Here is a 26,323-nt window from a genome sequence, read left to right as displayed (position 1 = left end):
GCACGCAAATCACACCCCACATCTTGAGGTCTCGCCATGCTGACTTTGCATTGCCCATATTGCAGCGTTGATGCCGATGAAACAGATCTGCACGGCGGCGGCGAAGCGCATTTGAAACGCTACGGACCAGAATCGTCCGACGAAGATTTCGAAGGCTACCTGTTCGTGCGCCAGAACCCCAAAGGCGTGCATTTCGAACGCTGGCGGCATGTCTACGGCTGCGGCAAATGGTTTTTGGCCGCACGCTGCACAGCAACGCTCGAAGTGTTCGGCACCTATTCCGCCCAAACCACGGAACCACCGGCTGACATCCGCGCCGCGATCACAGCGAAACGACCCGGGTGGTCATGGGGAGACTTATCATGAGCACACGTCTGGCAATTGCTGGCCGCCTTGTTGATACATCCAAGGCGCTGTCTTTTACGTTTAACGGCAAGCACTTAAAGGGATTCGAAGGAGACACGCTCGCCTCTGCCTTGCTGGCCAATGACCAAATGCTGGTAGGTCGGTCGTTCAAGTATCACCGTCCACGCGGTATCGTGGCATCGGGCGCTGAAGAGCCGAACGCGTTGATGAATATGGGCGACGGAGCGCATTTTGAACCCAACCAACGCGCCACAACGACGCTGTTGTTTGAAGGTTTGAAGGCACAATCGCAGAACCATTGGCCGTCTCTGGAATTCGACCTGGGCGCGATCAACACCAAACTGTCGCGCTTCTTACCAGCTGGTTTCTACTACAAAATGTTCATCTACCCGCGTCCCTTCTGGAAGCACGTTTATGAACCGATCATCCGCAAATCAGCGGGTCTGGGCAAAGCGCCCATTGGCAAGGATGGCGACACCTACGAACACGTCCACGCCCATGCAGACGTCATGGTTATCGGTGGCGGAATTGCTGGCCTTTCCAGTGCCTTAGCTGCCGCGCGCAAAGGCGCGCGGGTGCTGGTGATGGAACAAACCGCCGCTTGGGGCGGACGCGCTGCAGTGGACGAACCGCAGATCGAAGGTATGGCTGCAACGGCTTGGATTGACCAGATCGTGGCTGAATTGTCCGCGATGCCAAACGTCACGATGCGCCTGAATTGTATGGGCGCGGGCGTCTACGATCACGGCTATATTCTTGGATATGAGCATCTGAACGAAGGCGGCACCGATGCACCGCGGCATCGTTTGTGGCGGGTGCGGGCCAAGCAGGTTGTCACGGCGACCGGCGCGATTGAGCGGCCTTTGTCGTTTGCAGGTAATGACTTACCGGGCGTTCTTCTTGCGGGGGCAGTGCGCGATTACGTCGTGAACTTTGGCGTCTCCATCGGGGATCGCACTGTCATTGTGACGAACAACGACGACGCATATCGGACAGCGCTCGTGCTGAAAGGCGCAGGTCTCGATGTGCCCGCGATCATCGACGCGCGACCCGACGCTGATGGCCCATTGGCCCGTGCGGCACGCGACGCAGGCATCCGCGTCGAGACAGGCAAGGGCATTGCAAAGGTCAAAGGCGGCAAGCGCGTCACCGGCGTCGCGATTTGCGGTCAGGCGGGGGAAGGCGCCGTGCTGGAAGAGATCGACTGCGATTGCGTGGCGATGTCCGGCGGTTGGTCGCCAGTTGTGCATCTGTGGTCACACTGCGGCGGTAAACTGACATGGGACGTGGACAACGCGATGTTCCGTCCAGATGCAGATCGCCCGCCAACCGATGGAAATGGTTCAGGTTTTGTGACACCGGCAGGCGTAGCAAACGGACATTTGTTCACGGCAGAGGTGCTGGCTGATGGCTTTGCCGCAGGACGCGCTGCTGCGATGGCGGCGGGCGCTGAGGGGCGCGCAGGCCAAGCACCTGAAGGCTACGACGAAGCGCAAGAACCGATCTTGCCTGTTTGGTTGATGCCACAGGGCGCGAGCCATGCATTGCGGTCAAAAGCGTGGTTGGATTTCCAGAACGATGTGAAGGTCTCAGATGTGCAGTTGGCGGCACAAGAAGGGTTCGAAAGCGTCGAACACGCAAAGCGTTACACGACGCTTGGCATGGCGACGGATCAAGGGAAGTTGAGCAATATCAACGGTCTCGCCGTGCTTTCTAAAGCGCTGAATAGCGATATCCCCGATGTCGGCACGACCACGTTCCGCCCGCCATATACGCCGATTTCGATGGGATCTATCGCAGGTGTCGCGCGGGACGACCTGTTCCAACCAATCCGCAAAACACCGATGTATGATTGGCACGCCGAAAATGGCGCGGATTTTGAGCCGGTCGGCCAATGGCAACGTCCCTACGCCTATGTGCGGGACGGCGAAACTGTGCATGACGCGGTGAACCGCGAAGTCACGCAAACACGCGAAAGCCTTGGCCTGTTGGACGCATCCACGCTTGGAAAGCTGGTTGTCAGTGGTCCAGATGCCGGCAAATTCCTTGATATGATGTACACGAACCTGATGTCGTCGCTGCCTGTGGGCAAATGTCGCTACGGTCTGATGTGTACTGAAAACGGGTTCCTGTCGGATGACGGCGTGGTCGCGCGGATCGATGAACAGACATGGCTGTGCCACACTACGACGGGCGGGGCCGAACGCATTCACGCGTGGATGGAAGACTGGCTGCAGTGCGAATGGTGGGACTGGCAGGTCTATGTGTCCAACGTGACCGAGCAATTGGCGCAAGTCGCTGTTGTAGGTCCAAACGCGCGGAAGGTCCTCGAAAAGCTCGGCGGCATGGACGTGTCCAAAGACGCACTGCCGTTTATGCAATGGAAAGACGGCACGCTGGGTGACTTTAAGGTTCGCATCTATCGCATTAGTTTCTCAGGGGAATTGTCCTATGAGATTGCGGTCGATGCGGGGCTGGGTCGCGCGTTCTGGGATGCGTTGCTAGATGCCGGTGCTGAATTCAATGTCATGCCTTACGGGACAGAGGCGTTGCACATCATGCGGGCCGAAAAAGGCTTTATCATGATCGGGGATGAAACCGACGGGACGGTGATCCCGCAGGATCTGAACCTGCAATGGGCGTTGTCGAAAAAGAAAACCGACTACCTTGGGAAGCGCGCGCAGCAGCGGTCGCACATGGCTGATCCGAACCGGTGGAAACTGGTTGGATTGGAAACGCTCGACGAGTCTGTGTTGCCGGATGGGGCCTACGCGATTGCAGAAGGCACCAATGAAAATGGCCAGCAAAACACCGAAGGGCGTGTCACATCGACCTACTATTCGCCCACGCTGAAACGCGGTATCGCGATGGGCTTGGTGTACAAAGGGCCGGACCGGATGGGTGAGACCATCAAGTTCACCAATATCGGGGGTGAACCGATCGCAGCTAAAATCGTCGATCAGGTCTTCTATGACAAAGCGGGGGAAAAGCAGGATGTCTAATGCAATCAGCGCTTTGAATGGCCGTAGGGCCGATGGGGCCGTGACGGTCAAGGATGCGGGCCTGCAGGGGATGATCTCCATCCGTGGTGATCTGGCGGACAAGGCATTGATCAAGGCCTGCAAGTCGGTGACAGGATCAGACGCACCTGCAATGGGTCAGATGGCCGTCAAGGGTGCCAACGGTTTCGGCTGGATGTCACCGGATGAGGCGTTGTTGCTGGTGCCGTATCTGCATGTTGAACAAGGGCTGGAAACGCTGAACACAGCCATGGCCGGAAAGCATTTTCTGGCCTCCAACGTATCCGACGCACGCGCGCGGATCGTGGTGTCGGGCACTTACGCCGACGAAGTGATTGCAAAACTCGCACCGGTGGACATGCACCCCGACACTTTCGCGATTGGTGATTTCCGTCGTTCGCGGCTGGGGCAGGTTGCTGCGGCTTTCTGGAAGGCTGACGAAACCACGATCCACGTCATCTGTTTCAGATCGGTCGCGGATTATGCGTTTGACCTACTTGCAGCATCCGCAGCGGCGGGACCCGTCGGTTATCTACGCTAAGTTTGGCCGATTACGGTGCGACGGGTTGACGCCGCGCCGTTTTGCGCTTTGTTACGGGGTAACGAAAATCTAGCTTAATGAGGCTCCAATATGGCTTTCGAACTTCCTGATCTTCCTTACGCTCACGACGCTTTGGCTGACCTTGGCATGTCCAAAGAGACGCTCGAGTATCACCACGACCTGCACCACAACGCTTATGTCACCAACGGTAACAAGGCGATTGAAGGCACAGAATGGGCTGACAAATCTCTCGAAGAGATCATCAAAGGCACATACGACGCGAACGCAGTTGCGCAAAACGGCATCTTCAACAACATCTCCCAGCTTTGGAACCACAACCAGTTCTGGGAAATGATGGGGCCGGGTAAATCCGCGATGCCATCCGAACTGGAAGCCGCGATCAAAGGCAGCTTCGGGTCCGTTGACGAATTCAAATCCCAGTTCTCTGCGGCTGGTGCTGGTCAGTTCGGCTCTGGCTGGGCGTGGTTGGTAAAGGACGCAGACGGCGGCCTGAAAATCACAAAGACAGAAAACGGTGTGAACCCGCTTTGCTTCAACCAGACGGCGCTTTTGGGCTGTGATGTGTGGGAACATTCCTACTACATCGACTTCCGCAATGCGCGTCCGAAGTACCTGACAAACTTCCTCGATAACCTCGTGAACTGGGAAAACGTCGCATCCCGCATGTGATCTGATCCACAGTGACAATTAGAACCCGTCGCAGCGATGCGGCGGGTTTTTTTGTGGAACGGAATGCGGGCAGGGCCGTTGTTCATGCAACGCTAATGAATAAAGGAGCCTGATATGTCCGATACACAGAAATCGCCAATCACACGTGCCGATGTTGATGCTGAAGAAAAAGGCAATGTCGCGGGTGCCCATGGCAACGCAGACAATGATCACACGGGTGCGACAGGTGTCTCTGCGACGCGCCGTGGTCCGGAACGGATCAATCCGAGCGAAGATGTCGATAAAGACAAATAGGATCGAAAGGCTGGCCGCACCATTGCGCGCCAGCCTTTTGTGTTAGCCGAGGAACGCAGTCTTTAGTTGGTTTTCCAACCGCGGCACATCATCAACGATGGACACGAAGTCGAGGATACTGCTTTCCGCAAACCCCTGACCCACGACATTGTCCAACAACGCCTTGAGCGGGTTCCAGAACCCGTTGATATTCAACAAGTAGATCGGTTTTTCGTGCAACCCGAGCTGCCGCCATGTCAGCGCTTCAAAAAATTCGTCCAGCGATCCCGCACCGCCCGGTAGCACCACAACCGCGTCGCAGTTCATGAACATCACCTTTTTGCGTTCGTGCATCGTTTCAGTGATGATGAACGTGTCCAGATCGCGCTTGCCGACTTCCCAATCCAGCAGATGCGTCGGGATCACCCCGAACGTCCGTCCACCGGATGCCTGCGTTGCATTGGCCACGCGCCCCATCAGCCCGACGTCACCTGCACCGTAAACCAGCCGCCAATCGTTTGCCGCGAGCATTGCGCCCGTGTCTTCCGCCGCAGTTGCATATGCGGTGTCCGCGCCGTCGCGAGAGCCGCAGTAAACGCAGACGGAATGTGAGTTCGATGTCATAATTCAAGCTTTCGTCATCTCAGGGCCTTTGACCGGTCATAACTCTGTTGCTAGGCTCTCTCAACCAATCAGACGTCATGGGGGGCGTTTGGGGTGAAAAGGAACAAAGACTTGGCTGCTGGATCATCAAACGCATTTGCAATCGCAGGCGGCGTCGTTGCCGCAGGTGCTATCGGGGCGGCTGCCGTCTGGTTTGCGCCACCCGTGCGGCCATCCGGAAATGAACCGCAGGCTGCAGCTATTGTCGCCGAACCGGACGCGACCGCGCCGACTGACGCCGCGCCGGAAACGGCTGCCACATTGGACCCCGCCATCGTGATGGCTCCAACCATCGACACGTTCTTCCGCAGTCCAGACGATACCGCCGTCGTGGCGGGGCAGGCAGAGCCGAACCAAGTTGTCGTGATCATGCTTGGCAACGACGTGGTTGAGACAGTGACAGCAGGCGCTGACGGCGCATTTGGTGCGGTGCTGCTGATCGCCGCATCCGATCAACCCCGCCGTCTACGGCTTGTCGCTGATCCAGACGGTGCCGCGACGCCGTCGGCGGAAAGCATCATCGTGCCGCCCGCTGAAATCGCGGTTGCAGCTGGTGTGTCCGAAGAGAATACGGTTGTTGCTGCGGATCAAGTCGCCACGTTGGATCAAAATGATACATCGGACACGGCCCCTGAAATTGCGTCTTCGACAAACGATCAAATCGCAATCGGATCTACGGTTGTCGCAGGTGTGACACCGGACGCTGGGGTGGCCCCTGCGATTTCTGCGGGGGCGGAGGAACCGCGAGGTGTGATCATAGCACCGCCAACACTGATCGCCGACGCAGAAGGTGTGCGGGTTCTGCCATCCGATGTGGGGGCGGCGCCGGATCAACCAAACCTGACGGAAAACATCGCCCTCGACACGATCACATATGATCCCGAAGGCGAAGTTTTGCTGGCTGGGCGCGGTGCGTCTGCAGGTGGGTTTGTCCGCATCTATCTGGATAACCAGCCCGTCACGGTGTCGCGTATTTCGGTTGAAGGTGATTGGCGGACGGATTTGCCTGAGGTCGACACAGGCATCTACACATTGCGGGTGGACGAAGTGGACGCCGACGGTGTTGTGCAGTCTCGGATTGAAACACCGTTCAAGAAAGAAGAACCGGCAGCGGTCGCCGCAATCTTGGCCGAGGAAACATCAGCCGACGGTTTCGATATTGCGGTGAAAACGGTGCAGCCGGGGGCCACGCTGTGGGCGATTGCCGAAGAACAATGGGGCGACGGGATCCTTTATGTGTCGGTGTTTGAAGCCAACCGCGACCTGATCCGCGATCCTGATCTTATTTATCCCGGACAAGTGTTCCGCATTCCCGAAAGCGCTGAGTAAGCACTGGTCATTCCCGCCCTGCCTGTTAAGTCTTGGTAGCTATTCGGAGACCAGCTTATGCGCCAATTGACGAAGACAGATGCCAACTTGAATAACGCCAAGATTCAAGGTTGGAACGTTATCAAACGGGTTGTCCCGTATCTTTGGCCAGCTGGAAACACCGAAGTGAAGGTCCGCGTCGTGGCTGCGATGGTGGCATTGTTCGCCTCGCAGATCATTGCCGTTCTCACCCCGCAGTTTTTCAGCCAAGCCGTGGATGTCATGGCCCCTGAAGACCCCGGTGTCGCCACCTATTTGGGATTGGGCGCAGTCGGGCTGACGTTGGCTTACGGTCTGTCGCGGCTCTTGAGCGTTGGTTTTCAGCAGTTGCGCGACGTGATTTTCACACGTGTCGGTCAACGGGCGTTGCGTCAATTGGCGCTGGAAACATTTACACATATCCACCGTCTCTCCATGCGGTACCACATCACCCGCAAAACCGGCGGGTTGAGCCGGATTATCGAACGCGGTGTGAAGGGCGTCGAATTCCTGCTGCGTTTCCTGCTGTTCTCTGTCGGGCCGCTGGTGTTGCAACTGCTGATGATTGCGGGCGTTTTGTTTGTGACGTTCGATGTGTGGTATCTGGTGGTCGTGGTCGTCACGATTGGTCTGTACGTCTGGTTCACCTTTGCCGTCACCGAATGGCGCGTCAAAATTCGCAAGGTGATGAATGACCAGGACACGGATGCGAACCAAAAAGCCATCGACAGCCTGTTGAACTTTGAAACCGTCAAATATTTTGGCGCGGAACAGTGGGAAGCGGCGCGTTATGACAGCGCGATGCGCAAATACGCCGAAGCAGCAGTGAAAACGAACTACACGCTCGCGTTTTTGAACTTTGGTCAGTCGTTGATCATCACCGGCGGCCTTGTTGGCGTGATGGTGATGGCCGCGATCGGGGTTGAAAACGGGACGCTGACGGTCGGTGATTTCGTGCTGGTGAACGCCTACATGATCCAGATTACGATGCCGCTGAACTTCCTCGGCACTGTGTATCGCGAAATTCGCCAAGCTTTGATCGACATGGGCGACATGTTTGACCTGCTCGAACAGCCAGCCGAGGTAAATGACAAACCCGACGCCAAGCCATTGGTTGTGACGGGTGGGGCGATCAGTCTTGATGCGGTCGAATTCGGGTACGACGCTGAACGCCCGATCCTGAAAAGCGTCAGCCTCGACGTCGAGCCGGGCCAGACGATTGCGATTGTCGGGTCGTCCGGATCAGGCAAGTCCACCATCGGCCGTTTGCTGTTCCGTTTTTACGACGTCAACGCAGGCGCCTTCAAAATTGACGGGCAAGACGTGCGCGATGTGACGCAGACCAGTCTGCACGCGCAGATTGGCGTGGTCCCGCAGGATACCGTCCTGTTCAACGACACCGTGCATTACAACATCGCATACGGGCGGCCAGACGCATCCGAGGACGAAATCATTGCGGCTGCGAAGGCTGCGAAGATTCACGATTTCATCATGTCGTTGCCCGATGGTTACGAGACGACTGTCGGCGAACGGGGACTGAAGCTGTCGGGCGGTGAAAAGCAACGTGTCGGGATTGCGCGAACGTTGCTTAAGAACCCGCCGATCCTTTTGTTGGATGAAGCCACGTCCGCGCTTGATACGGAAACCGAAATGGAAATTCAGGCTGAACTGAAGGCCATGTCGCACGGGCGCACGGTTGTGACGATTGCCCACCGCCTGTCGACGATTGCGGATGCGGATCAGATTGTCGTGCTGGAAAACGGCGTGATTGTTGAACGGGGCACACATGATGCATTGCTGGCGACCGATGGCCGTTATGCACATCTTTGGAACCGACAGGCCGATGAAGAAGTTCCTGCATAAAGCAGACTTCATTAGAGGCATTCCATGGCAAATGACGCCGCCGCACATCCAATCGACGACATCGCGTCCCAACTTGACGAAGTGACGCACAATGGTGACGCGACCTTCGGGGACGTCATATCAACGTTCGGGCGCACCGCGTTTTCGACTGTGCTGCTGATGTCGGCGCTTGTGCTTGCGTCACCGCTTAGCGGGGTGCCTTTTGCATCGACTGTGTTCGGTATGCTGATTTTTGTGATTGCGGGGCAGGCCGCCATTGGGACCCAGACCGTTTGGTTGCCAGATTTTCTAATGAGGAGAACGGTGACCGCAGATCGCGTCGCAAAGCTGCAGTCGACGTTGCACCGGTTTGGTACTTTCTTTGACAAGTTCCGTCGGGCGCGCCTACGCGGAGTCGTAGGCAGGGCGGGGCAGCACGTCTTGTTCGGGATCTGTGCCGTTGCGGGTGTCTTTCTGCCCGTGCTCGAATTCGTACCGTTTTCATCAAGCATCGCAGGTGCGGGGATCGCCCTGACAATGCTGGGCGTTATCGGCCGCGATGGGCTGTTTGTGCTGTTCGGGTTGCCCTTGGTTGGCGGGGCTTTGTCGATGCCGTTCTTCGTATATTCCAGCATCTTTGGATAGCAAAAGGGCCGCGTGATGCGGCCCATTTGAATTATTCATTCAGCGGCTTGAACCGGCGCCAACACAACGTTCGGCTTTTCGTCCGGCATTTCAGGTTCTTGTTCCGGCGCAACGACGTCTTCATCTTCGGTCCAGATGACCTCTGGCGCTTTGATGCGCTTTGCCTCGCGGCGCAGTGCCCAGTCACGTGCGTAGCTGCTGCCACGGCCCATCGACAGACGCGCCAATAGGCGTGCGAACCACAGCGCGTAGGTCGTGGCCCAGACCCGCAACGCCAACATGGACGGCGTGAAGACCAGCGTCAGGATGGTTGCAATTCCAAGGCCAAAGACCACGGCCGTTGCCAGCTGTTTCCACCACAACGCCGTCGGACTATCGACCGAATAGCCGCCGTTCATGAAGTCGAGGCTGAGCCCAAACATCATCGGTGCCAACCCTGCCATCGTAGTGATGGTGGTCAGCAAAACCGGACGAATACGATCTTCGGCGGTGCGTGTGATCGCCTCTGATCGCGGCATGTATTGGCTGTATTCCTGATAGGTGTCGATCAGGATGATGTTGTTGTTCACGACGATCCCCGCCAAGGCGACGATCCCCGTACCAGTCATGATGATCGAAAACGCCTGATCCATGACCAACATCCCGATCAACGTGCCAGCAGTGGACATGACCACGGCCAATAGCACGAGGATCGAGTTATAGATCGAATTGAACTGCGCGAGCAGAATGATGAACATCAGACCCAGCGCACCCATGAAAGCGTTCATAAGGAACGCACCGGATTCGGCTTGGTCTTCTTGGTCGCCGGTCCATTCCCAATCGACGCCCGCGGGCAGGGGATTGGTGTCCAGCCATTCGGTTAGCCCCGCGATCCGTTCGTTCGCGGTGATAGGCGTTGCCGTGGCGTTTCCTTCACCGCTATAGGCGATCACGTCTTGGCGGTTTACGCCGTCAGCGACTGACACGATTTCATATGTTGATGCATTGATCTGCACCGTACCATCTGTCGCCGTTTCGGTTTCAGTGAGTACGGCAAGGTTTTCGCCAGTGTCCGTATCTGTCATTTGCGCAAGATCAGTTGCAACGCCTGCTTTCAGGTCAAAATACCGTTTCTGATCCACACGGTCGATTTGCGCCAGCTTCGCGACAGGCGTCCGTGTGATGAAGTTTGACAGCGGTACAAGTCCCGCATTAGTCCGCACGCGCAAGCTATCAAGCGTGGACAAAACGCGGTCGTTTTCAGGAAGACGGACGCGGATTTCGATTTCCTCATCCGAGCTATCCACGCGCATCGTATCAAGCAGGATACCCCGCGTAACCATCTGCACCATCGCACCAACCGACGCCACATCAGCCCCGTAACGGCCTGCTTTTTCGACATCCACGTCGATCTGCCAGTCGATGCCGGGCAGGGGGAGTGTGTCTTCGATCTGGGTCAGACCCGGTGTTCCTTCAAACTGCGCACGGGCAAGGGCCGTGGCGGTTTTCAGGTCGTCAAGGTTTTCGCCTTTGATCCGCAGGTGCACTGGCTTGCCTGCAGCAGGGCCACGGGCTTGGGCCAGAATTTCGGTTTGGATGCCGGGGATCAGGTTCAATTCTTCCTGCAGTTCTGCCAGCACGATATCCCCGTCCAGATCAGGGCGGTCAGCGCGGTCTTCCCACGGGATCGTTTCCAGCTGGATTTGGCCAATCGTGTCACGCGGGCCTTCAGCACCACCTGTGTTGGAATTCAGTCCGCCTTCGCCCGCAAATGAAAACGCGTTCAGCACACCGGGGTGGCCAAGAACAACGGCTTCCGCTTGTTGGACGAGGTGGTCTTTTTCCTCGAGCGACAGGTTGCCCCGTGCACGGACGTAGACGATGGCCTGTTCCGGTTCGGATTCCACAAAGAATTCAACGCCATTATTGTTGGCCCCAAAGTACGTGAATGTGGACATGACAAAGAAACCAACGGCCCCCACAGCCACAATCGGCATGATCGGATTGCCCGCGATGAAATGGATGAAACGCCCGAACAGCGACCGGCGATAGCCAGCCTTAATCATCCGTTGTTTGCGCGTGATCGTGGCAGAACCGAGCGTGATGGATGTTAGGATCGCGCCAAGGATGAACAGTAACATGCCCGGTAAGGACGCGAAAAAGCCTGAGGTTTGCACAGCCTCGCCTGACAAATACGCGGGGTTCAATGTCAACATTGCGCCGGTAAAAGTGACCATCATTGCGACAGGCACAAGGGCTGCACGCACGACCCACCATAGATGCGCACGCATCCAATCAGACGCCCAGCCGAACATGCGGCTCATCCGGCCTGTAACGCCGCCCATCACGGGCAGGTAGATCAGCGCCACGACAAGGGACGCACACAGAACGAAGATCAGTGTGACGGGCAGCATGCCCATGAACTGTCCCGGCACACCCGGCCAGAACAGCATTGGCAGGAAGGCACAAAGCGTGGTCGCAGTGGATGAAACGATGGGCCAGAACATCCGCTTTGCGGCCTCTGTGTAGGCGTCCATCGGGCCAGCACCATCACGCATCCGTTTATCTGCGTATTCCACAACAACGATCGCCCCATCGACAAGCATCCCTACGGCCAAGATCAGACCGAACATAACGATGTTGGAAATGGTGATCCCCATCACGGCCAAAAGGGCGAAGCACAAAAGGAAAGAGGTTGGGATCGCGAAGCCAACAAGCATAGCAGGGCGGGTACCCAAAGCCGCCAGAACCACGATCATCACCAACGCAATGGCGGTCAGAACCGACCCTTCCAACTGGCTGACCATGGACGCGACTGCGCGCGACTGATCGTTTGATGTGCCGACGTCGATGGCCGCTTGCAGTTCAGGAGTCCAGCTTGCGCGTTCTTCTTCAACAACCACGGCGACTTCCGCCGCCGTGTCGATCAGGTTAAACCCTTTGCGTTTTACAACCTGCAAGGCAACTGTGTTCACGCCGTTAAAGCGGGCGGTGCCTGCGCGGTCTTCAAAGGTCAGACGGATCAGCGCCAGATCACCAAGCGTAATCACGCGGTCGCCATTCGTCTTGACGGGCAGGTTGTAAACATCCTGCGGGTCATCAAACGACGACGGGATTTTGACCGCAAACGTGCCTTGGGCCGTTTCAACTTCACCCGCCGCGATCAGCAGGTTGTTGTTGGATACCACTTTGATTAATTCGCCTGCTGTGACGTTGTAAGCTTCGAGACGCAGCGGGTCGATCACGACTTCCAACATCTCGTCGCGCTGGCCAGCAAGCCCGGCTTCTAACACGCCGTCCATGCTTTCAAGACGGTCCTGCAAGTCCTTTGCGACCCTCAGCAGAGTCCGTTCAGGGACGTCGCCTGTCAGGTTCACGATGACAATCGGGAATTCAGAGAAATTGATTTCGTTGATTGAATAGTTGTCAGCACCAGTTGGAAAAGCGCTTTCCGCTTTGTTCATCGCGTCGCGGATGTCTGCCAAGACCTTGGTCTTGTCCCAGCCGAATTCAAATTCAAGTGCGACACCTGCGTAGCCTTCAGAGGCAGTGCCGGACATGGATTTCAATCCATCCAGATCGGACAGTTCGGTTTCCATCGGTTTGACCAGCAGCGTTTCCGAATCTGCTGCCGAAATGCCGGGGAAAGGGACGGAGACAAAGATCGCAGGGATCTCAATGTCGGGTTCACCTTCTTTGGGCAGGCCCACATACGCAAAACCCCCCGCCAAAAGCGAGAGGGCAATGAAGGCAAGAACCATGCGGGCGCGGGATGCAGCCCAATCGACTAATCCGTTCATCCTTCAACCTCCGCAAAAGTGGGGTCGACGGTCACGCCGTCGATGACAAATTCTTGACCGACGGTGATGATGTTCACAGTGTTAGGCAGGTCGGTGACCCAGACGCCTTCGGCTGTATCACGCAGCAAGGTCACGGGCATAAACAGCGCCTTGTTGTCTTCGGCGATGGTCCGGACACCAAGGGCACCGTCATCGTTCAAAGTTAAGGATGACTGCGGCACAAGATGCGCCTGACGCCCGTCCGAAGCCACCACGATTTCGACGGTTTGGCCGGCGCTGATGGCATTGTCTGTATTGGGCACTTCGACCTCGACGCGGAACGTGCGGGTCGTTTCATCGGCAGAGCGGGACAGGAACGTCACCTCACCCGCAACATCAGCGCCTGTCGCGATCTTCGCGCCGGCGCGCGCACCAACGGTGACTTTGGTCACGTCAATTTCGGGGACAAATCCCACCAGTTTGATCGGATCAAGTTGCACGATAGTCGCGCAGGCGGCACCGGGCTGCATCAATGTGCCAAGCTCTGCGGTATCGGTTTCCAACAACCCGCTGAACGGGGCCACAATCGTCAATCGATCAATTTCGGCCTCTGCGGACGCGACACCCGCTTGGGCCGCTTCGATACCCGCTTGCGCAGATGCGATACCGGATTGGGCGCGTTGCAGGCCTGCGGTCGCGGCTTCTGCTGCGGCTTCGGCGCTGATCAGTTGGGTTTCTGAACTGACTCCGCGTTCATTCAAACGGCGTGCATTTTCGACGTTCAGGTTGGCCTCGCGCACGCGTGCCTCTGCTTCGGCGATTGATGCTTGTGCTTCGGGAACACGACCACGTGCCTCTGCGAGGCGGGCTTCTGCTTCGGCAAGACTGGCGCTGCGTGTGCCCGGATCAAGTTCGCACAAAACGTCGCCCATGTTGACGTAGCCGCCTTTATTTAGGGGTTCGGATACTACAAGACCGGATGTTTCGGCAGCCACGTTGACCTGCCGTGCGGCTTCGGTCCGGCCACGCAAAATCACGGCGCTGTCAATGTTCTGGGCTTCAGACGCTAAGGCCACAACACGGACAATTTGATCGCGGGGCGCATCTGCGACCGGTTCTTCCTCGGTCGCTTCCTGCGCGGTCTCCACGACCTGAGTTGTTTCAGTTGCCGGCCCTTGGGCAAATGCGATGACACGGTCCCGTTCAAGGATGAGCAATCCAAGGATGCCCGCCACCAGAATTGCGGTGATGAATGGAATGATCTTCATGGTCGGGCTTTCGTAATTTTGGACGCAACTGTGTGTATTGCCATATCTAATTAACTCTACGTAAGTAGGGGCGTTTTGGTTTCATAAAAGAGCACTAAACTAATTAGTTCAGTTTTAGGGTGTTTGGCAGGTTGCCGCAAGGTTGTTTTCTGCGCCGCCGCAACCCTTTGTGTCGTCACAAATTCGCCGATGGGGCTGTGGGGCCTTGGCAATCCGCCAGCCTTCGCGATATGTACCCCGCACAAGGCAGTTTGCGCCCGCGCAAAGATGCGGCGCACTGAGGGGGATACCGTGAGCGATACCGATAGTTTTATCAACGAAGTTTCGGAAGAAGTCCGTAACGACCAGTTGTTTGGATACGTCAAAAAATACGGGTGGATCGCGATTGCGCTGATCCTCGTTTTGGTTGGCGGGGCTGCTTATTCTGAATGGACAAAAGCGCAAGATCGCGCCACTGCACAAGCGGCAGGTGATGCGCTGATCGCAGCGCTTGCAAATGATGATGTCGCTGAACGGGCAACAGCATTGGCTGCTGTCACGACAGATGGACCAGCAGAAGCCGTCACAGGATTGCTAACGGCTGCGGCGCAGCAAAGTTCGGGCGATCTGGTTGCGGCTAAGGCCACACTTGATGCATTGGCGGCAAGCGACGTGATCCCACAGGCTTACCGCGATGTAGCGACGTTTAAATCCGCCACGATTGCGATCGAAGGCGAAGATCCAGCAGCGCGTCGCCAAATGCTGCAATCCCTCGCAACACCCGGTATGCCGTATCGTTTGCTCGCGCTGGAGCAAATCGCGATGATGGATGTCGCCGCGGGCGACACTGACGCTGCGGTCAATGGATTACGTGCGATTTTGGAAGACGCGGCAGTGTCTCGGGGCTTGCGTGATCGTGCGCAAACCTTGATGGTGGCGCTTGGCGAAGAATTAGAACCAGCCGCCGCTGAATAAGCTGCTGTTGATTAAGAATAAGATCGCGAAGGGGCAATCGTCGTGACAGGGTATTTCCGATTTAGCGCGGTGTGCGCCTTTGCAGTTCTGGTAGGCTGTGGTGAGACAGACGTGATCCTTCCGGGTGAACGTTTCGACATTCGCCCGCAGCAGAACATCGTCAATCAGGCTTTGCCGATTTCATTGCCGGGCCAAGTCGCGAATGCGTCTTGGACACATCGCAATGGTAACGCTTCGCATCAGCTCAGCCATCCCGCATTGTCAGGCACACCGCGTCAGGTCTTCGCGACTTCCATCGGCGAAGGCGACAGCCGGCGTGCCCGTATTACAGCGGACCCCGTTGTCTCTAACGGTGTGATCTACACGCTTGATGCGCGTGCAAATGTGACAGCGACCGCGACCAGCGGGACGCGGCTTTGGTCTGTGAACCTGACACCGGGCAGTGACGGGGCGCGCGATGCGTCTGGCGGTGGTGTAGCGATTGCGGCAGGCCGTGTGTTTGTGACCACGGGCTTTGGCGAAGTTGTGATGCTGGACGCTGCAACTGGTGGCGAAGTCTGGACGCAAGACCTTGACGCACCCGGCGTATCTGCACCGACCGTCTTTGGTGATCTGGCCTATATCGTAGGACGCGACGGGACTGGCTGGGCGTTGGAAGTGGACAGCGGCCGCATCCGTTGGCAGCTTTCGGCGACACCGGCGCTTGGCGTCTTTGGTGGCGGCGCAGGCGTTGCGGTTGATAGCGGCATCGCCGTGTTCCCGTTCCCATCTGGCGAAGTTGTTGCGACATTCCCCGAAGGCGGTCTGCGTCGGTGGTCAACTGTGGTCAGCGGCGCGCGGACGGGCAGTGCTGCGGCAACGATCAGCGATATTGCGGGTGATCCTGTGATCAAAGGCAATGACGTTTACGTCGGTAACTTTGCGGGTCAGATCGTGAAACTGGACGTGTCCAACGGCGACCGGATTTGGACAGCCCAAGAAGGCGCAGTCAGCCCTGTCTGGCCTGTTGGCAATGCGGTCTTTGCGGTCAACGACCTGAACGAACTTGTCCGTTTGAACGACAGCGACGGGACACCCGTCTGGAAGGTCCAACTGCCCGGATTGCTAGAGGCTGGCACCTTCGGCAGTTCCAACGAAGTTGTGGCGCATTACGGCCCCGTTCTGGCGGGCGGTCGTCTGATCGTTGCGTCGTCTGACGGCGTGATCCGGCAGTTTGATCCGGTGTCTGGCGCGCTTGTCGGTGCCATCCCGCTTGAAGGTGGTGCTGCGTCAAACCCAGTTGTTGCAGGACAGACCCTTTACGTCGTCTCGAAAACAGGGCAATTGCACGCTTTCCGGTAAGCGACATCTGTTGCCGCTCCGGCTAGGAGAAATGAAATGAGCTTTACCCTCGCGATCGTGGGCCGTCCCAATGTCGGGAAATCCACTCTTTTCAACCGCTTGGTTGGGAAAAAACTGGCTTTGGTCGATGACCAACCCGGGGTAACGCGTGATTTGCGTGAAGGGGCTGGGCGGATTGCCGACCTCAAATTCACGGTGATTGATTCTGCCGGATTGGAAGATGCGACCGATGACAGCCTTCAGGGACGTATGCGTCGCCTGACCGAACGCGCTGTTGAAATGGCCGATGTGTGTCTTTTCATGATCGACGCACGGGCAGGGGTTTTGCCTGCCGATATGGTTTTCGCTGAAATCCTGCGCAAGAAAAACGCCAACGTTATTCTGGCCGCGAACAAGGGCGAAGGCAAAGCCGCTGACGCGACGATCCTCGAGGCCTATTCGCTAGGTCTGGGCGAACCGATCCGGATGTCTGCCGAACACGGTGAAGGCATGGGCGAACTGATGGACGTGCTGCGTCCGATCCATGATGCGAACGCCGAACGGGCCGCTGCTGATGCGCCGGATGTTGACGTGGATGTGTCTGACGACGACGATGACGAAGTCCGCATCCCAACCCGTGAAAAGCCATTACAAATTGCCGTTGTCGGTCGTCCGAACGCGGGTAAATCAACGCTGATCAACCAAATCATCGGTGAAGAACGTCTGCTGACTGGTCCCGAAGCGGGTATCACGCGCGACGCGATTTCCGTCCAGCAGGACTGGGACGGCGTCCCGATGCGGATTTTTGACACCGCTGGGATGCGCAAAAAGGCGAAAGTCCAAGAGAAGATCGAAAAGCTGTCTGTCTCTGACGGGCTGCGCGCCGTGAAATTTGCCGAGGTCGTTGTGGTTTTGCTCGACGCCGACATCCCATTTGAACAACAGGATTTGCGGATTGCCGATTTGGCTGAACGCGAAGGCCGCGCCGTTGTGATCGCTGTCAACAAGTGGGACATCGAAGCGAACAAGCAAGAGAAGCTCAAAGAGCTGAAAGAAGAATTCGCACGCCTCCTGCCGCAGTTGAAGGGCGCACCATTGGTGACGGTCTCTGCGAAGACGGGCAAAGGGCTTGATCGTCTCCAGCAGGCGATCATGCGTGCGCATGAGGTCTGGAACCGCCGTGCGACCACCGCGCAGTTGAACCGCTGGCTGACCGGTATGCTCGAACAGCACCCGCCGCCCGCACCAGGTGGTCGCCGCATCAAGATGCGTTATGCGACACAGGTGAAGACACGTCCGCCTGCATTTGTGGTCATGTCGTCGTTCCCTGACCTCGTGCCCGAAAGCTATCGTCGGTATCTGGTCAACGGGCTGCGGAATGATTTCGACATGCCCGGTACGCCGATCCGGCTGTACCTGCGTGATCAGGGCGACAAGAACCCGTATAAGGACAAAAAGTCCTACCAGCCGTCACGCCTGTCTAAGCATATGGCGACGCCCGGGACGACCGAGCGGAAAGGCCGCTCCAAATCATAACGATCACCAAGGCGGCGATCCCGCCTTGGGCCAACCACAGCACAGTTTGTTCACCACCTTGGTTGGCAACGATGATCCCGACCAGCGCCCAAACGATGGTCAGTAGGTATTCTGGCGCGGGGCGTTGGCTGTAAACTGTCAGACCCACGACCAACGCACCGATAATGCCGATGTACGCCCAGCCAAGGCTGCCGAACACAACACCATAACCGGCCATGGTGCTGCCAATGGACACAAAGCTCGCCGCTGTCAGCCAACCCGCATAGAGGCCCACAGGCACGCGGAACCACCACTGGTCAAACGCGGGGGCACGCAGCAAGGCCATGATGGCTGTGACCGCCATCGCGATAATCATCACCGTCGCCAAAATCGCGCTCTGCGTCGCCACAAATAACCACGGCGTCCCGATGACCAGCGACGCGATCAGATAGGGGCGTGCCTTGTCCCACGCGGGATCATCGCTGCGTTTCCAGACGCCAAAAACGGCCGACACAACCAACCACGCGTAAATCAGGCCCCAGATGCTGAATGCATAACCGGCAGGCTGGATCGGTGGGTCGATCTGCGGGATCGGCAGTTGGTTGGATTCAAACCCTGTGAAGGTTGTGAAAGCAGGCGAGATCACGAAGCTCGCGGTGAATAGGACTGTCAGGATTGCATATATCATACCCTAGATACTCTCGGCCCGCTGTTTGGTTCACTTAAAGTCAGGAAATTCGGACTTGTTGACCTTAGGGTAATCGCAGATCGTTGACGCAACCAGAGGGAGCGTATCATGAAACGGATTGCGATTTTTTGTGACGGCACGTGGAACACGCATGATGCGCCACATCCCACGAACGTGGTGCGTATGGCGCAGGCGGTGCGGCTCACGGCCGAAGATGGAATGACCCAACATGTAATCTATCAGATCGGTGTGGGGTCGGGGCGTGGCGGCAATAAGATCGCAAAAACGCTGGATAAATTCGGTGGCGGGGCGCTTGGTTGGGGGCTGACCGAGAATATCGAAGAGGTCTATCGCGCCTTGGTCTTCTGCTATGAACCCGGGGACGAAGTGTACATCTTCGGCTTTTCACGGGGTGCATATACAGCGCGTTCGCTGGCGGGGATGATCCGGTCTTGTGGCATTCCGCCGCGCGATGCGGTCGGACGGATACCAGAAGCGTTGGCGCGATACCGGTCGCGCGATCCTGAAACTAAGCCCGATGATCCGGAAAGTTTCCTATTCCGCCGTGATTTTTCGCCCTACACCGCCACCAGCGAAGCCGAGTTTAACTGGCGCGTGCAAACCAAAGCAGGGCTTTGTGTGAAACTGAACCTTGCCTATTTGGGGGTCTGGGACACAGTGGGCGCGTTAGGCGTCCCGGGATTTTTGGCGGCGGCAAAGCTGTTCAACAAGAAATACCAGTTCCACGATACCGATCTGTCGCGCAGCGTCGCGTCTGCCCGCCATGCGGTGGCCATTGACGAACGCCGCCGGACGTTCCCGCCATCGCTGTGGGATAATCTCGACCGTTTGAACAAACTTGCGTTGGCTGGCGAGGATCACGTGACGCTGGATCCCGCAACCGTCGGCGATTGGCCGTATCGTCAGGAGTGGTTTCCGGGCGATCACGGAACGATTGGCGGCGGCGTTGCAAAGGGTGGTTTGGCGGCCGCCAGTTTTGGTTGGATCGCGGAAGGTGCGCGGACTGCCGGATTGGATATGCGGACCGAGGTGATCGAAAAAATCGCCGCAGGCTATAACGTGCGTGAATCCGTGATGAGCAAGAAAGCCGGCATGCTCAGCGGTATGCTAGGATTCTTGTCCCAAGACAGGGCAGGACCTTCAGACCCGATAACAGTGGCTGAGGTGACGAAGGCGCGGATTGCCTGTGACGCCAATTATCGGCCCAGCACATTGGCAAAGGTCATGGACGCGGTGCAGCGAACCCTTGGAAAGGACCCGCTGCTACCACCTGATTAAATGAGCGTGCCGTCGGCTGTGATTGCCGTTTTGCCACGCAGGTACGGATGCAGGGCAGTTGGCAGTTTGATTGAACCGTCTTCCTGCTGTCCGTTTTCGAGCACCGCAATCAACGCACGCCCAACTGCAAGGCCAGAGCCGTTCAACGTATGGACAAATTCCGGCTTGCCGCCACCTTCGGGCTTGAACCGTGCATTCATGCGCCGTGCTTGGAAATCACCTGTGGTAGAAACACTTGATATCTCGCGGTAGGTGTTCTGACCGGGCAACCATGCTTCAATGTCGTAGGTGCGACGCGCGCCAAAGCCCATGTCGCCTGTGCACAGCAGAACCGTGCGATACGGAACTTCGAGGCGTTCAAGGATATCCTCGGCGCAGCGCAGCATCCGTTTTTGTTCGTCGTCGGATGTGTCGGGGTGGCAAACTGTCACCATCTCGACTTTTTCGAACTGGTGCTGACGCAACATTCCGGACGTATCGCGGCCCGCTGAACCAGCTTCAGACCGGAAGCACAACGTGTGGGCGGTCATGCGGCGGGGCAGGTCGGCGGCTTCCAGCACGTCACCAGCGACGGAATATGTCAGGGTCACTTCGGACGTCGGAATCAACCACCAGCCATTTGTCGTCTGGTAGCTATCGTCACCAAATTTCGGCAGTTTGTCGGTGCCATACATGGCTTCGTCACGGACCAGAACCGGCGTTGAAATCTCTTCCAACCCGTTTTCTTCGACATGGACGTCGATCATGAATTGACCCAAGGCGCGGTGAACACGTGCGACAGCGCCTTTCATGTTTACAAAGCGAGAACCGGACAATTTGCCTGCTGTGGCGAAATCAAGACCCGGTATTGCTGCTGGAATTTCAAAGTGTTCCTTCGCAAAGCTCATCTCGCGCGGTTCGCCCCATTTCTTGACTTCGACGTTGTCGTCTTCGTCTGCGCCTTCGGGCACATCGTCATACGGCAGGTTCGGGATCGTCGCCAAAAGGTCAGTCAACCGCTGGTCTTCGGCTTTGGCTTCGTCGTTCAGCGTGGCGATCTGTGCCTTCTTTTCAGACACAAGCGCACGTAGACGCTGGAATTCATCCTCGTCGCCGCGTCCCTTGGCTGCACCGACTTCTTTGGCGGCTTTGTTCGCGTCAGCTTGCGCCGTTTCAGCGGCCTGAATTTTCTCGCGGCGTGCTGTATCGATCGCCAGAATTTCGGACGACAAAGGCGCATCTCCACGGCGAGACAGGGCCGCATCAAAAGCGGCGGGATTGTCACGGATCATGCGGATATCATGCATTTGTTCTGTCCTTGTCTGGAAGATTTGAAATCGTGCCCCCATATGCCTCAAACAAAGGGGCCTGTGAACCGTGAAAAGCGTTAAGAAAACCAAGCGATCCGCGTTGCCATTCCTAGCCCCCCAACCTAATGTGCCGCGACTTCGGGCAATGTGTGTCCGGACAACAGATAAACAGACGACCGCTGCGGCGGCTCAACAGACTGGGGACCTCCATGCAGGGTATTGAATCACTCGTTCCATTGCTTCTCATTTTCGGGATCATGTACTTCCTTTTGATCCGTCCACAGCAAAAGAAGCTGAAGGAACATCAGGCAATGGTATCTGCATTGCGCCGTGGCGATCAGGTGATCACCCAAGGTGGCGTGATGGGCAAAGTGACGAAGGTCAAAGACGACAGCAACGAAGTTGAAGTTGAAATCGCACAAGGCGTGAACGTCCGCGTTGTACGGTCCACAATCGCGACTGTTGTGAACAAGACCGAACCAGCCAAATAAGCCTGACTATACGACCGACGACGATACGTTTGGCCGGGGAGGCCACCTGACATGCTCCAGATTTCTGCATTCAAGCAAACCATGATCTGGCTGACCTGCGCGGTTGGCCTTTTGCTGGCTTTGCCCAACGGCTTTTACACGAACGTGGAAAAGCACAATGATGCGGCGGTCTTGATCGACGGTGGTCAAACAAACGAAACGCTAGAGGCCGATTACGGCCTTTGGCCTGATTTCCTGCCGTCCGGTCTAGTTAATCTTGGCCTTGATCTGCGGGGCGGTGCCCATCTGCTAGCCGAAGTGCAGGTGGAACAGGTTTACGCGTCCGTGATCGATGGCATGTGGCCAGAAGTCCGCGACACGTTGGTTGCTGAACGTGACGCGATTGGTTTTGTCCAACGCGATCTGGATGCACCCGAAGATGTGCTGCGGTTCTCGATCTCCGAAGAAACGGGTGTTGCGCGTGCTTTGGAACTGGTCCGCGGGTTGGCCCAGCCAATTGTCAGCCTGACAGGTGCGGGTGCCAGCAACATCGAAGTTGTGGCCAACGGCAATATCTTCACCGTAACCCTGTCCGAGGCCGAAAAACAGGCCGTAGACGAACGCACGATCCTGCAATCGCTTGAGATTATTCGCCGCCGGATTGACGAAGTAGGCACACGCGAACCGACAATCCAACGTCAGGGGGCATCCCGTATCCTGATCCAAGTTCCGGGCATCGGCTCCGCTGAAGAAGTCAAAGACCTGATCGGCACGACTGCGCAACTAACATTCCAGCCTGTCGTGGGCCGTGTCAGCGATCCCGGCGAAGCACCGGGTTCCGGTAACGAAATCGTGCCGTCTTTGGATGAACCGGGTGTGTATTACATCCTCGAACGGACACCTGTGGTGACCGGTGAGGAACTCACCGACGCGCAGCCTGCGTTCGACCAAAACAGCCGTCCTGCCGTGAATTTCCGGTTCAACCCAACGGGTGCCCGTAAATTCGGTGATTATACGCTAGAAAACATTGGCGCGCCTTTTGCGATTGTTTTGGATAACGAAGTGATCAGCGCCCCAACGATCCAAAGCCACATTCCAGGCGGGTCCGGCATCATTACAGGTGACTTTAGCGTCGCCGAATCCACAAATCTTGCTGTGCTTTTGCGGGCAGGGGCATTGCCTGCAGAACTGACGTTCCTTGAAGAACGGACCATCGGGCCAGAATTGGGCCAAGACAGTATCGATGCAGGTAAAATCGCCTGTATCATCGCGGGCTTGGGCATTCTGATCTACATGGCGCTGTCCTACGGGTTGTTCGGCATCTTTGCGAACGTCGCTTTGATCATCAACGTCGGCCTGATCTTCGGCCTGTTGTCGATGATTGGTGCCACGCTGACCTTGCCGGGTATCGCGGGGATCGTGTTGACCATCGGTATGGCGGTGGATGCGAACGTCATCATCTTTGAGCGGATCAAAGAAGAAATGAAAACCGCCAAAGGATCGGCCCGCGCGATTGAGCTGGGCTATGAAAAGGCGCTGTCTTCCATTCTGGATGCGAACGTCACGACCTTCATCACGGCGTTGATCCTTTTCCTTGCAGGGTCCGGTCCTGTGCGGGGCTTTGCGATCACCTTGGGGCTGGGTATTATCACATCCGTTTTCACCGCGATCTTTGTGACCCGCGCGATCATCGTGATCTGGTATGGCCGTAAGAAACCGAAGGTCTTGCCGATCAAGGGCTTCTTGAGGTTGGTCAAGGACAACACAGCATTTGACTTCTTCAGCCGTGCCAAATTGTGGCTGGGGATGTCGGCGGTTCTGGTTGTCGTGGCCTTTGGTTCCTTCATGTATCAGGGTCTGAACTACGGCATTGATTTCCAAGGCGGGACATCCATCCGGACCCAATCAGAGCAAACAATCGACGTCGGTGAATACCGTGCAGCGATTGCGCCGCTGGACCTTGGCGATGTGTCGATTACCGAAGTCTTCGATCCAAACTTTGCCGATGATCAGAACGTCGCAATGATCCGCATCCAAGCCCAAGACGGTCAGGAAAGTGTCGCGGTCGCAACCATTGATGCGGTCAAAGGTGCGTTGCTGGCGATTGATAGCACTGTGACATTCCCGTCGGTCGAATCCGTTGGTCCAAAGGTGTCTGGCGAATTGATCAAGACAGCCTTCATCGCCGTGGCGATGGCTGTGGGCGCGATCCTGCTCTACATTTGGCTGCGGTTCGAATGGCAGTTCGCGGTGGGTGCTGTTCTGGCACTTGTCCACGATGTGGTGCTGACCATCGGGATTTTCTCGGAATTGCAGATCAAGTTCGATTTGGCCATTATCGCGGCGCTTCTGACCATTGTCGGCTATTCGATCAACGATACGGTCATCGTGTTTGACCGCGTGCGGGAAAACCTGCGCAAGTACAAACAAAAGCCGCTGAAAGAGGTGCTGAACATCTCGATCAACGAAACACTCAGCCGGACCTTGATGACCTCCGTCACCACGATGCTGGCGCTTCTTGCGTTGTTCATCCTTGGCGGTGACGTAATCCGTGGCTTCGTCTTTGCGATGATGTGGGGCGTGTTTATCGGGACGTATTCATCCGTGTTCGTGGCGACCGCAGCCCTGTTGATGCTTGGCGTTAAGCGGGATTGGTCCAAGAAGGCGCCAACCGTCGGCAATCAATACGCCAACATCGACGCTTAAGGGGGATCACAGATGCGCCTGAACGAAATCCAGTACGATGATAGCAAACCGGTCGATAGCTACGGGCCGGGTTTCTTTCGGATCGGCGGACAGATGTTTGAAGGAGCAATCTGTGCGTTCTCTGGTGGCGTGGCCCCGTGGGGCGGATACGACGACGTAGAAACGATCCTGACCCGCAAGGACGACATCGATGTGGTGTTCGTCGGGACAGGGTCGGAAATTGCGCATTTGCCGACCGACTTCCGCGACGCATTGGAAGAGGCTGGATTGGGTGTCGAAGCGATGGCATCACCGGCCGCCTGCCGGACCTATAACGTCTTGTTGTCCGAAGGGCGCCGCATCGCGGTGGCCCTTATTCCGGTATAATGGTGGAGGTCCGTGAACTGACTTGTACGCGCGGCGGTGTCGCTGTGCTTGCAAACGTGGGATTTGCGGTGAAGGCGGGCGAGGCACTGGTGCTGCGCGGGCCGAACGGTATCGGGAAGACAACGCTACTGCGGACGATCGCGGGCCTGCAACCTGCGCTGAAAGGCGACGTGATCGCGGAACCCGAAACAACGGCCTACGCAAGCCACGCCGACGGCGTGAAAGATGCGCTGACTGTCCGCGAAAACCTCGCGTTCTGGGCTGAAGTGCATGGCGGAAAGTTGGACGACGCAGCCTTCGACCACTTTGAAATCGCAGACCTGAAAGACCGGATCGCGGGGACATTATCGGCGGGGCAAAAGCGCCGCTTGGGCCTGTCGCGTTTGGCCGTGGTCGGGCGACCCGTTTTGCTGTTGGACGAACCAACGGTGTCGCTGGACGGGTTTTCCGTCAAGATGTTCGCGAAATTCTTGGCTGAACAGCATTTGGCGAAAGGCGGGGCGGCTGTGATTGCAACCCATATCGACCTTGGGCTGGACCTGCCGGAACTGGACCTGACACCGTTCAAAGCCGTTGAGACCGACAACGACGGGGCGTCGGACGAGGCGTTCTTATGAGGTCGGGCTTGTGATCGCGCTTCTGATGCGAGACCTGCGACTGGCAATTCGGGCAGGCGGTGGTTTTGGCCTTGGGCTCGCGTTTTTTCTGATCGTGGTGGTGCTCGTGCCATTTGGGGTCGGACCAGAGGCGGGGCTGCTGAGCAAAATTGCCCCCGGCATTCTATGGGTCGCGGCACTGTTGGCGGCACTTCTATCGCTCGACCGAATTTTTGCGCTGGATTTTGAAGACGGGTCGCTAGCGCTGCTCGCCACATCACCACTGCCTTTGGAAGGTGTCAGCCTGATCAAGGCGCTGGCGCATTGGATCACCACCGGACTGCCACTTTGCTTTGCAGCGCCCGTATTAGGGTTTCTGTTGCACCTGCCGACAGATGCCTACTGGTTCCTCGTGATTTCGCTGTTGATCGGCACGCCGGGTCTGTCGATGATCGGCACTTTTGGGGCGGCGCTGACCGTGGGACTGCGACGCGGTGGCCTGTTGCTATCACTGCTGGTTTTGCCGCTTTATGTCCCGACGCTGATCATGGGGGCGGATGCGGTCAGACGCGGGGCGGACGGGATGGCGGCGACAACGCCGCTGATGTTGCTCGGCGTAATCACATTAGGGTCAATTGCAGTGCTACCCTTCGCCACGGCTGCTGCATTGCGGGTTAATCTGCGTTAGACAGGCCCATGGCCTAGGG

The 26,323-nt window shown here is 57.1% G+C and carries 22 protein-coding genes; 17 read left to right on the top strand and 5 right to left on the bottom strand.

The genetic code is table 11. From position 1 onward, the window contains the following. The first annotated feature begins 36 nt into the window (after positions 1 to 36). The 5 genes from MWU61_RS09770 to MWU61_RS09750 all read left to right on the top strand — a co-directional run bounded on the left by MWU61_RS09770 (position 37) and on the right by MWU61_RS09750 (position 4,911). A complete protein-coding gene (locus tag MWU61_RS09770) occupies positions 37 to 366 on the top strand; it encodes a sarcosine oxidase subunit delta (RefSeq protein WP_247128179.1) in 330 nt (109 codons plus the stop codon). Then, positions 363 to 3,368, top strand: a complete 3,006-nt coding sequence (locus MWU61_RS09765) for a sarcosine oxidase subunit alpha family protein (RefSeq protein WP_247128178.1) — start codon at positions 363 to 365, stop codon at positions 3,366 to 3,368. Before MWU61_RS09770 ends, MWU61_RS09765 begins: the two co-directional genes overlap by 4 nt. Continuing rightward, a complete protein-coding gene (locus MWU61_RS09760) occupies positions 3,361 to 3,927 on the top strand; it encodes a sarcosine oxidase subunit gamma family protein (RefSeq protein WP_247128177.1) in 567 nt (188 codons plus the stop codon). The genes MWU61_RS09765 and MWU61_RS09760 overlap by 8 nt, the downstream gene beginning before the upstream one ends. A gap of 90 nt (positions 3,928 to 4,017) precedes the next feature. Beyond that, a complete protein-coding gene (locus MWU61_RS09755) occupies positions 4,018 to 4,617 on the top strand; it encodes a superoxide dismutase (RefSeq protein WP_247128176.1) in 600 nt (199 codons plus the stop codon). A 114-nt stretch (positions 4,618 to 4,731) separates the two neighbouring features. Continuing rightward, complete coding sequence (locus MWU61_RS09750) at positions 4,732 to 4,911, top strand: hypothetical protein (protein ID WP_247128175.1); 180 nt, start codon at positions 4,732 to 4,734, stop codon at positions 4,909 to 4,911. Between the two features lie 42 nt (positions 4,912 to 4,953). On the opposite strand, the gene MWU61_RS09745 is transcribed toward MWU61_RS09750, so the two are convergent. Further along, positions 4,954 to 5,514: a TIGR00730 family Rossman fold protein gene (locus tag MWU61_RS09745; protein ID WP_247128174.1), complete on the bottom strand. Its 561-nt coding sequence runs from the start codon at positions 5,512 to 5,514 to the stop codon at positions 4,954 to 4,956. A gap of 111 nt (positions 5,515 to 5,625) precedes the next feature. Here MWU61_RS09745 and MWU61_RS09740 point away from each other — a divergent pair, with 111 nt between their 5' ends. From MWU61_RS09740 to MWU61_RS09730, 3 genes are read left to right on the top strand one after another with little or no spacing between them, the layout of a single operon-like run. Continuing rightward, positions 5,626 to 6,882 (top strand): LysM peptidoglycan-binding domain-containing protein, encoded by a 1,257-nt coding sequence (locus MWU61_RS09740; RefSeq protein ID WP_247128173.1) that lies wholly within the window; start codon positions 5,626 to 5,628, stop codon positions 6,880 to 6,882. A 57-nt stretch (positions 6,883 to 6,939) separates the two neighbouring features. Next, a complete protein-coding gene (locus tag MWU61_RS09735; RefSeq protein WP_247128172.1) occupies positions 6,940 to 8,763 on the top strand; it encodes an ABC transporter ATP-binding protein/permease in 1,824 nt (607 codons plus the stop codon). A 24-nt stretch (positions 8,764 to 8,787) separates the two neighbouring features. Then, positions 8,788 to 9,387, top strand: a complete 600-nt coding sequence (locus MWU61_RS09730) for an exopolysaccharide biosynthesis protein (RefSeq protein WP_247128171.1) — start codon at positions 8,788 to 8,790, stop codon at positions 9,385 to 9,387. Positions 9,388 to 9,422: 35 nt separating this feature from the next. Here MWU61_RS09730 and MWU61_RS09725 read toward each other — a convergent pair whose 3' ends face one another. Together MWU61_RS09725 and MWU61_RS09720 are read right to left on the bottom strand one after the other, a co-directional pair. Next, complete coding sequence (locus MWU61_RS09725; RefSeq protein WP_247128170.1) at positions 9,423 to 13,166, bottom strand: efflux RND transporter permease subunit; 3,744 nt, start codon at positions 13,164 to 13,166, stop codon at positions 9,423 to 9,425. Continuing rightward, complete coding sequence (locus MWU61_RS09720) at positions 13,163 to 14,413, bottom strand: efflux RND transporter periplasmic adaptor subunit (protein WP_247128169.1); 1,251 nt, start codon at positions 14,411 to 14,413, stop codon at positions 13,163 to 13,165. The genes MWU61_RS09725 and MWU61_RS09720 overlap by 4 nt, the downstream gene beginning before the upstream one ends. A 291-nt stretch (positions 14,414 to 14,704) precedes the next feature. On the opposite strand from MWU61_RS09720, the gene MWU61_RS09715 reads away from it, so the two are divergent. From MWU61_RS09715 to der, 3 genes are read left to right on the top strand one after another with little or no spacing between them, the layout of a single operon-like run. Continuing rightward, positions 14,705 to 15,367: a hypothetical protein gene (locus tag MWU61_RS09715; protein ID WP_247128168.1), complete on the top strand. Its 663-nt coding sequence runs from the start codon at positions 14,705 to 14,707 to the stop codon at positions 15,365 to 15,367. A 42-nt stretch (positions 15,368 to 15,409) separates the two neighbouring features. Further along, positions 15,410 to 16,708, top strand: coding sequence for a PQQ-like beta-propeller repeat protein (locus MWU61_RS09710; RefSeq protein ID WP_247128167.1), 1,299 nt, complete (start codon positions 15,410 to 15,412; stop codon positions 16,706 to 16,708). A gap of 36 nt (positions 16,709 to 16,744) precedes the next feature. Further along, complete coding sequence (gene der / locus MWU61_RS09705) at positions 16,745 to 18,223, top strand: ribosome biogenesis GTPase Der (RefSeq protein ID WP_247128166.1); 1,479 nt, start codon at positions 16,745 to 16,747, stop codon at positions 18,221 to 18,223. On the opposite strand, the gene MWU61_RS09700 is transcribed toward der, so the two are convergent. Beyond that, on the bottom strand, positions 18,168 to 18,890 hold the full coding sequence (locus tag MWU61_RS09700; protein ID WP_247128165.1) for a tryptophan-rich sensory protein: 723 nt from the start codon (positions 18,888 to 18,890) through the stop codon (positions 18,168 to 18,170). The genes der and MWU61_RS09700 overlap by 56 nt on opposite strands. A gap of 108 nt (positions 18,891 to 18,998) precedes the next feature. Between MWU61_RS09700 and MWU61_RS09695 the strand changes: the two genes are divergently transcribed. Further along, complete coding sequence (locus MWU61_RS09695) at positions 18,999 to 20,189, top strand: DUF2235 domain-containing protein (protein ID WP_247128164.1); 1,191 nt, start codon at positions 18,999 to 19,001, stop codon at positions 20,187 to 20,189. On the opposite strand, the gene serS is transcribed toward MWU61_RS09695, so the two are convergent. Next, a complete protein-coding gene (gene serS, locus MWU61_RS09690; RefSeq protein ID WP_247128163.1) occupies positions 20,186 to 21,475 on the bottom strand; it encodes a serine--tRNA ligase in 1,290 nt (429 codons plus the stop codon). The two genes, MWU61_RS09695 and serS, sit on opposite strands and share 4 nt — an antisense overlap. A 212-nt stretch (positions 21,476 to 21,687) precedes the next feature. Here serS and yajC point away from each other — a divergent pair, with 212 nt between their 5' ends. The 5 genes from yajC to ccmB are packed head-to-tail and all read left to right on the top strand — an operon-like array spanning position 21,688 to position 26,304. Then, positions 21,688 to 21,969, top strand: a complete 282-nt coding sequence (gene yajC / locus MWU61_RS09685) for a preprotein translocase subunit YajC (protein ID WP_247128162.1) — start codon at positions 21,688 to 21,690, stop codon at positions 21,967 to 21,969. A gap of 51 nt (positions 21,970 to 22,020) precedes the next feature. Next, positions 22,021 to 24,654, top strand: coding sequence for a protein translocase subunit SecD (gene secD / locus MWU61_RS09680; RefSeq protein WP_247128161.1), 2,634 nt, complete (start codon positions 22,021 to 22,023; stop codon positions 24,652 to 24,654). A 12-nt stretch (positions 24,655 to 24,666) separates the two neighbouring features. Continuing rightward, a complete protein-coding gene (locus tag MWU61_RS09675) occupies positions 24,667 to 25,020 on the top strand; it encodes an Mth938-like domain-containing protein (protein ID WP_247128160.1) in 354 nt (117 codons plus the stop codon). After that, the gene (gene ccmA, locus MWU61_RS09670; RefSeq protein ID WP_247128159.1) at positions 25,020 to 25,637 is read left to right on the top strand and encodes a heme ABC exporter ATP-binding protein CcmA; all 618 of its coding nucleotides are present in this window, start codon (positions 25,020 to 25,022) and stop codon (positions 25,635 to 25,637) included. Before MWU61_RS09675 ends, ccmA begins: the two co-directional genes overlap by 1 nt. Before the next feature lie 10 nt (positions 25,638 to 25,647). After that, positions 25,648 to 26,304, top strand: a complete 657-nt coding sequence (gene ccmB, locus MWU61_RS09665; protein WP_247128158.1) for a heme exporter protein CcmB — start codon at positions 25,648 to 25,650, stop codon at positions 26,302 to 26,304. Positions 26,305 to 26,323 lie beyond the last annotated feature (19 nt).

Origin of the sequence: Loktanella sp. F6476L, from assembly GCF_023015725.1 — a bacterium.
Taxonomy (GTDB): Bacteria; Pseudomonadota; Alphaproteobacteria; order Rhodobacterales; family Rhodobacteraceae; genus Yoonia.
Note: the sequence above shows the minus strand (reverse complement) of the source record. Positions and strands in the feature narration are given on the sequence as shown.

Coding starts and splice junctions, on each gene's coding strand:
- MWU61_RS09770 (WP_247128179.1), top strand. CDS start 37: ATGCTGACTTTGCATTGCCCATATTGCAGCGTTGATGCCGATGAAACA.
- MWU61_RS09765 (WP_247128178.1), top strand. CDS start 363: ATGAGCACACGTCTGGCAATTGCTGGCCGCCTTGTTGATACATCCAAG.
- MWU61_RS09760 (WP_247128177.1), top strand. CDS start 3,361: ATGTCTAATGCAATCAGCGCTTTGAATGGCCGTAGGGCCGATGGGGCC.
- MWU61_RS09755 (WP_247128176.1), top strand. CDS start 4,018: ATGGCTTTCGAACTTCCTGATCTTCCTTACGCTCACGACGCTTTGGCT.
- MWU61_RS09750 (WP_247128175.1), top strand. CDS start 4,732: ATGTCCGATACACAGAAATCGCCAATCACACGTGCCGATGTTGATGCT.
- MWU61_RS09745 (WP_247128174.1), bottom strand. CDS start 5,514: ATGACATCGAACTCACATTCCGTCTGCGTTTACTGCGGCTCTCGCGAC.
- MWU61_RS09735 (WP_247128172.1), top strand. CDS start 6,940: ATGCGCCAATTGACGAAGACAGATGCCAACTTGAATAACGCCAAGATT.
- MWU61_RS09730 (WP_247128171.1), top strand. CDS start 8,788: ATGGCAAATGACGCCGCCGCACATCCAATCGACGACATCGCGTCCCAA.
- MWU61_RS09725 (WP_247128170.1), bottom strand. CDS start 13,166: ATGAACGGATTAGTCGATTGGGCTGCATCCCGCGCCCGCATGGTTCTT.
- MWU61_RS09720 (WP_247128169.1), bottom strand. CDS start 14,413: ATGAAGATCATTCCATTCATCACCGCAATTCTGGTGGCGGGCATCCTT.
- der (WP_247128166.1), top strand. CDS start 16,745: ATGAGCTTTACCCTCGCGATCGTGGGCCGTCCCAATGTCGGGAAATCC.
- MWU61_RS09700 (WP_247128165.1), bottom strand. CDS start 18,890: ATGATATATGCAATCCTGACAGTCCTATTCACCGCGAGCTTCGTGATC.
- MWU61_RS09695 (WP_247128164.1), top strand. CDS start 18,999: ATGAAACGGATTGCGATTTTTTGTGACGGCACGTGGAACACGCATGAT.
- serS (WP_247128163.1), bottom strand. CDS start 21,475: ATGCATGATATCCGCATGATCCGTGACAATCCCGCCGCTTTTGATGCG.
- yajC (WP_247128162.1), top strand. CDS start 21,688: ATGCAGGGTATTGAATCACTCGTTCCATTGCTTCTCATTTTCGGGATC.
- secD (WP_247128161.1), top strand. CDS start 22,021: ATGCTCCAGATTTCTGCATTCAAGCAAACCATGATCTGGCTGACCTGC.
- MWU61_RS09675 (WP_247128160.1), top strand. CDS start 24,667: ATGCGCCTGAACGAAATCCAGTACGATGATAGCAAACCGGTCGATAGC.
- ccmA (WP_247128159.1), top strand. CDS start 25,020: ATGGTGGAGGTCCGTGAACTGACTTGTACGCGCGGCGGTGTCGCTGTG.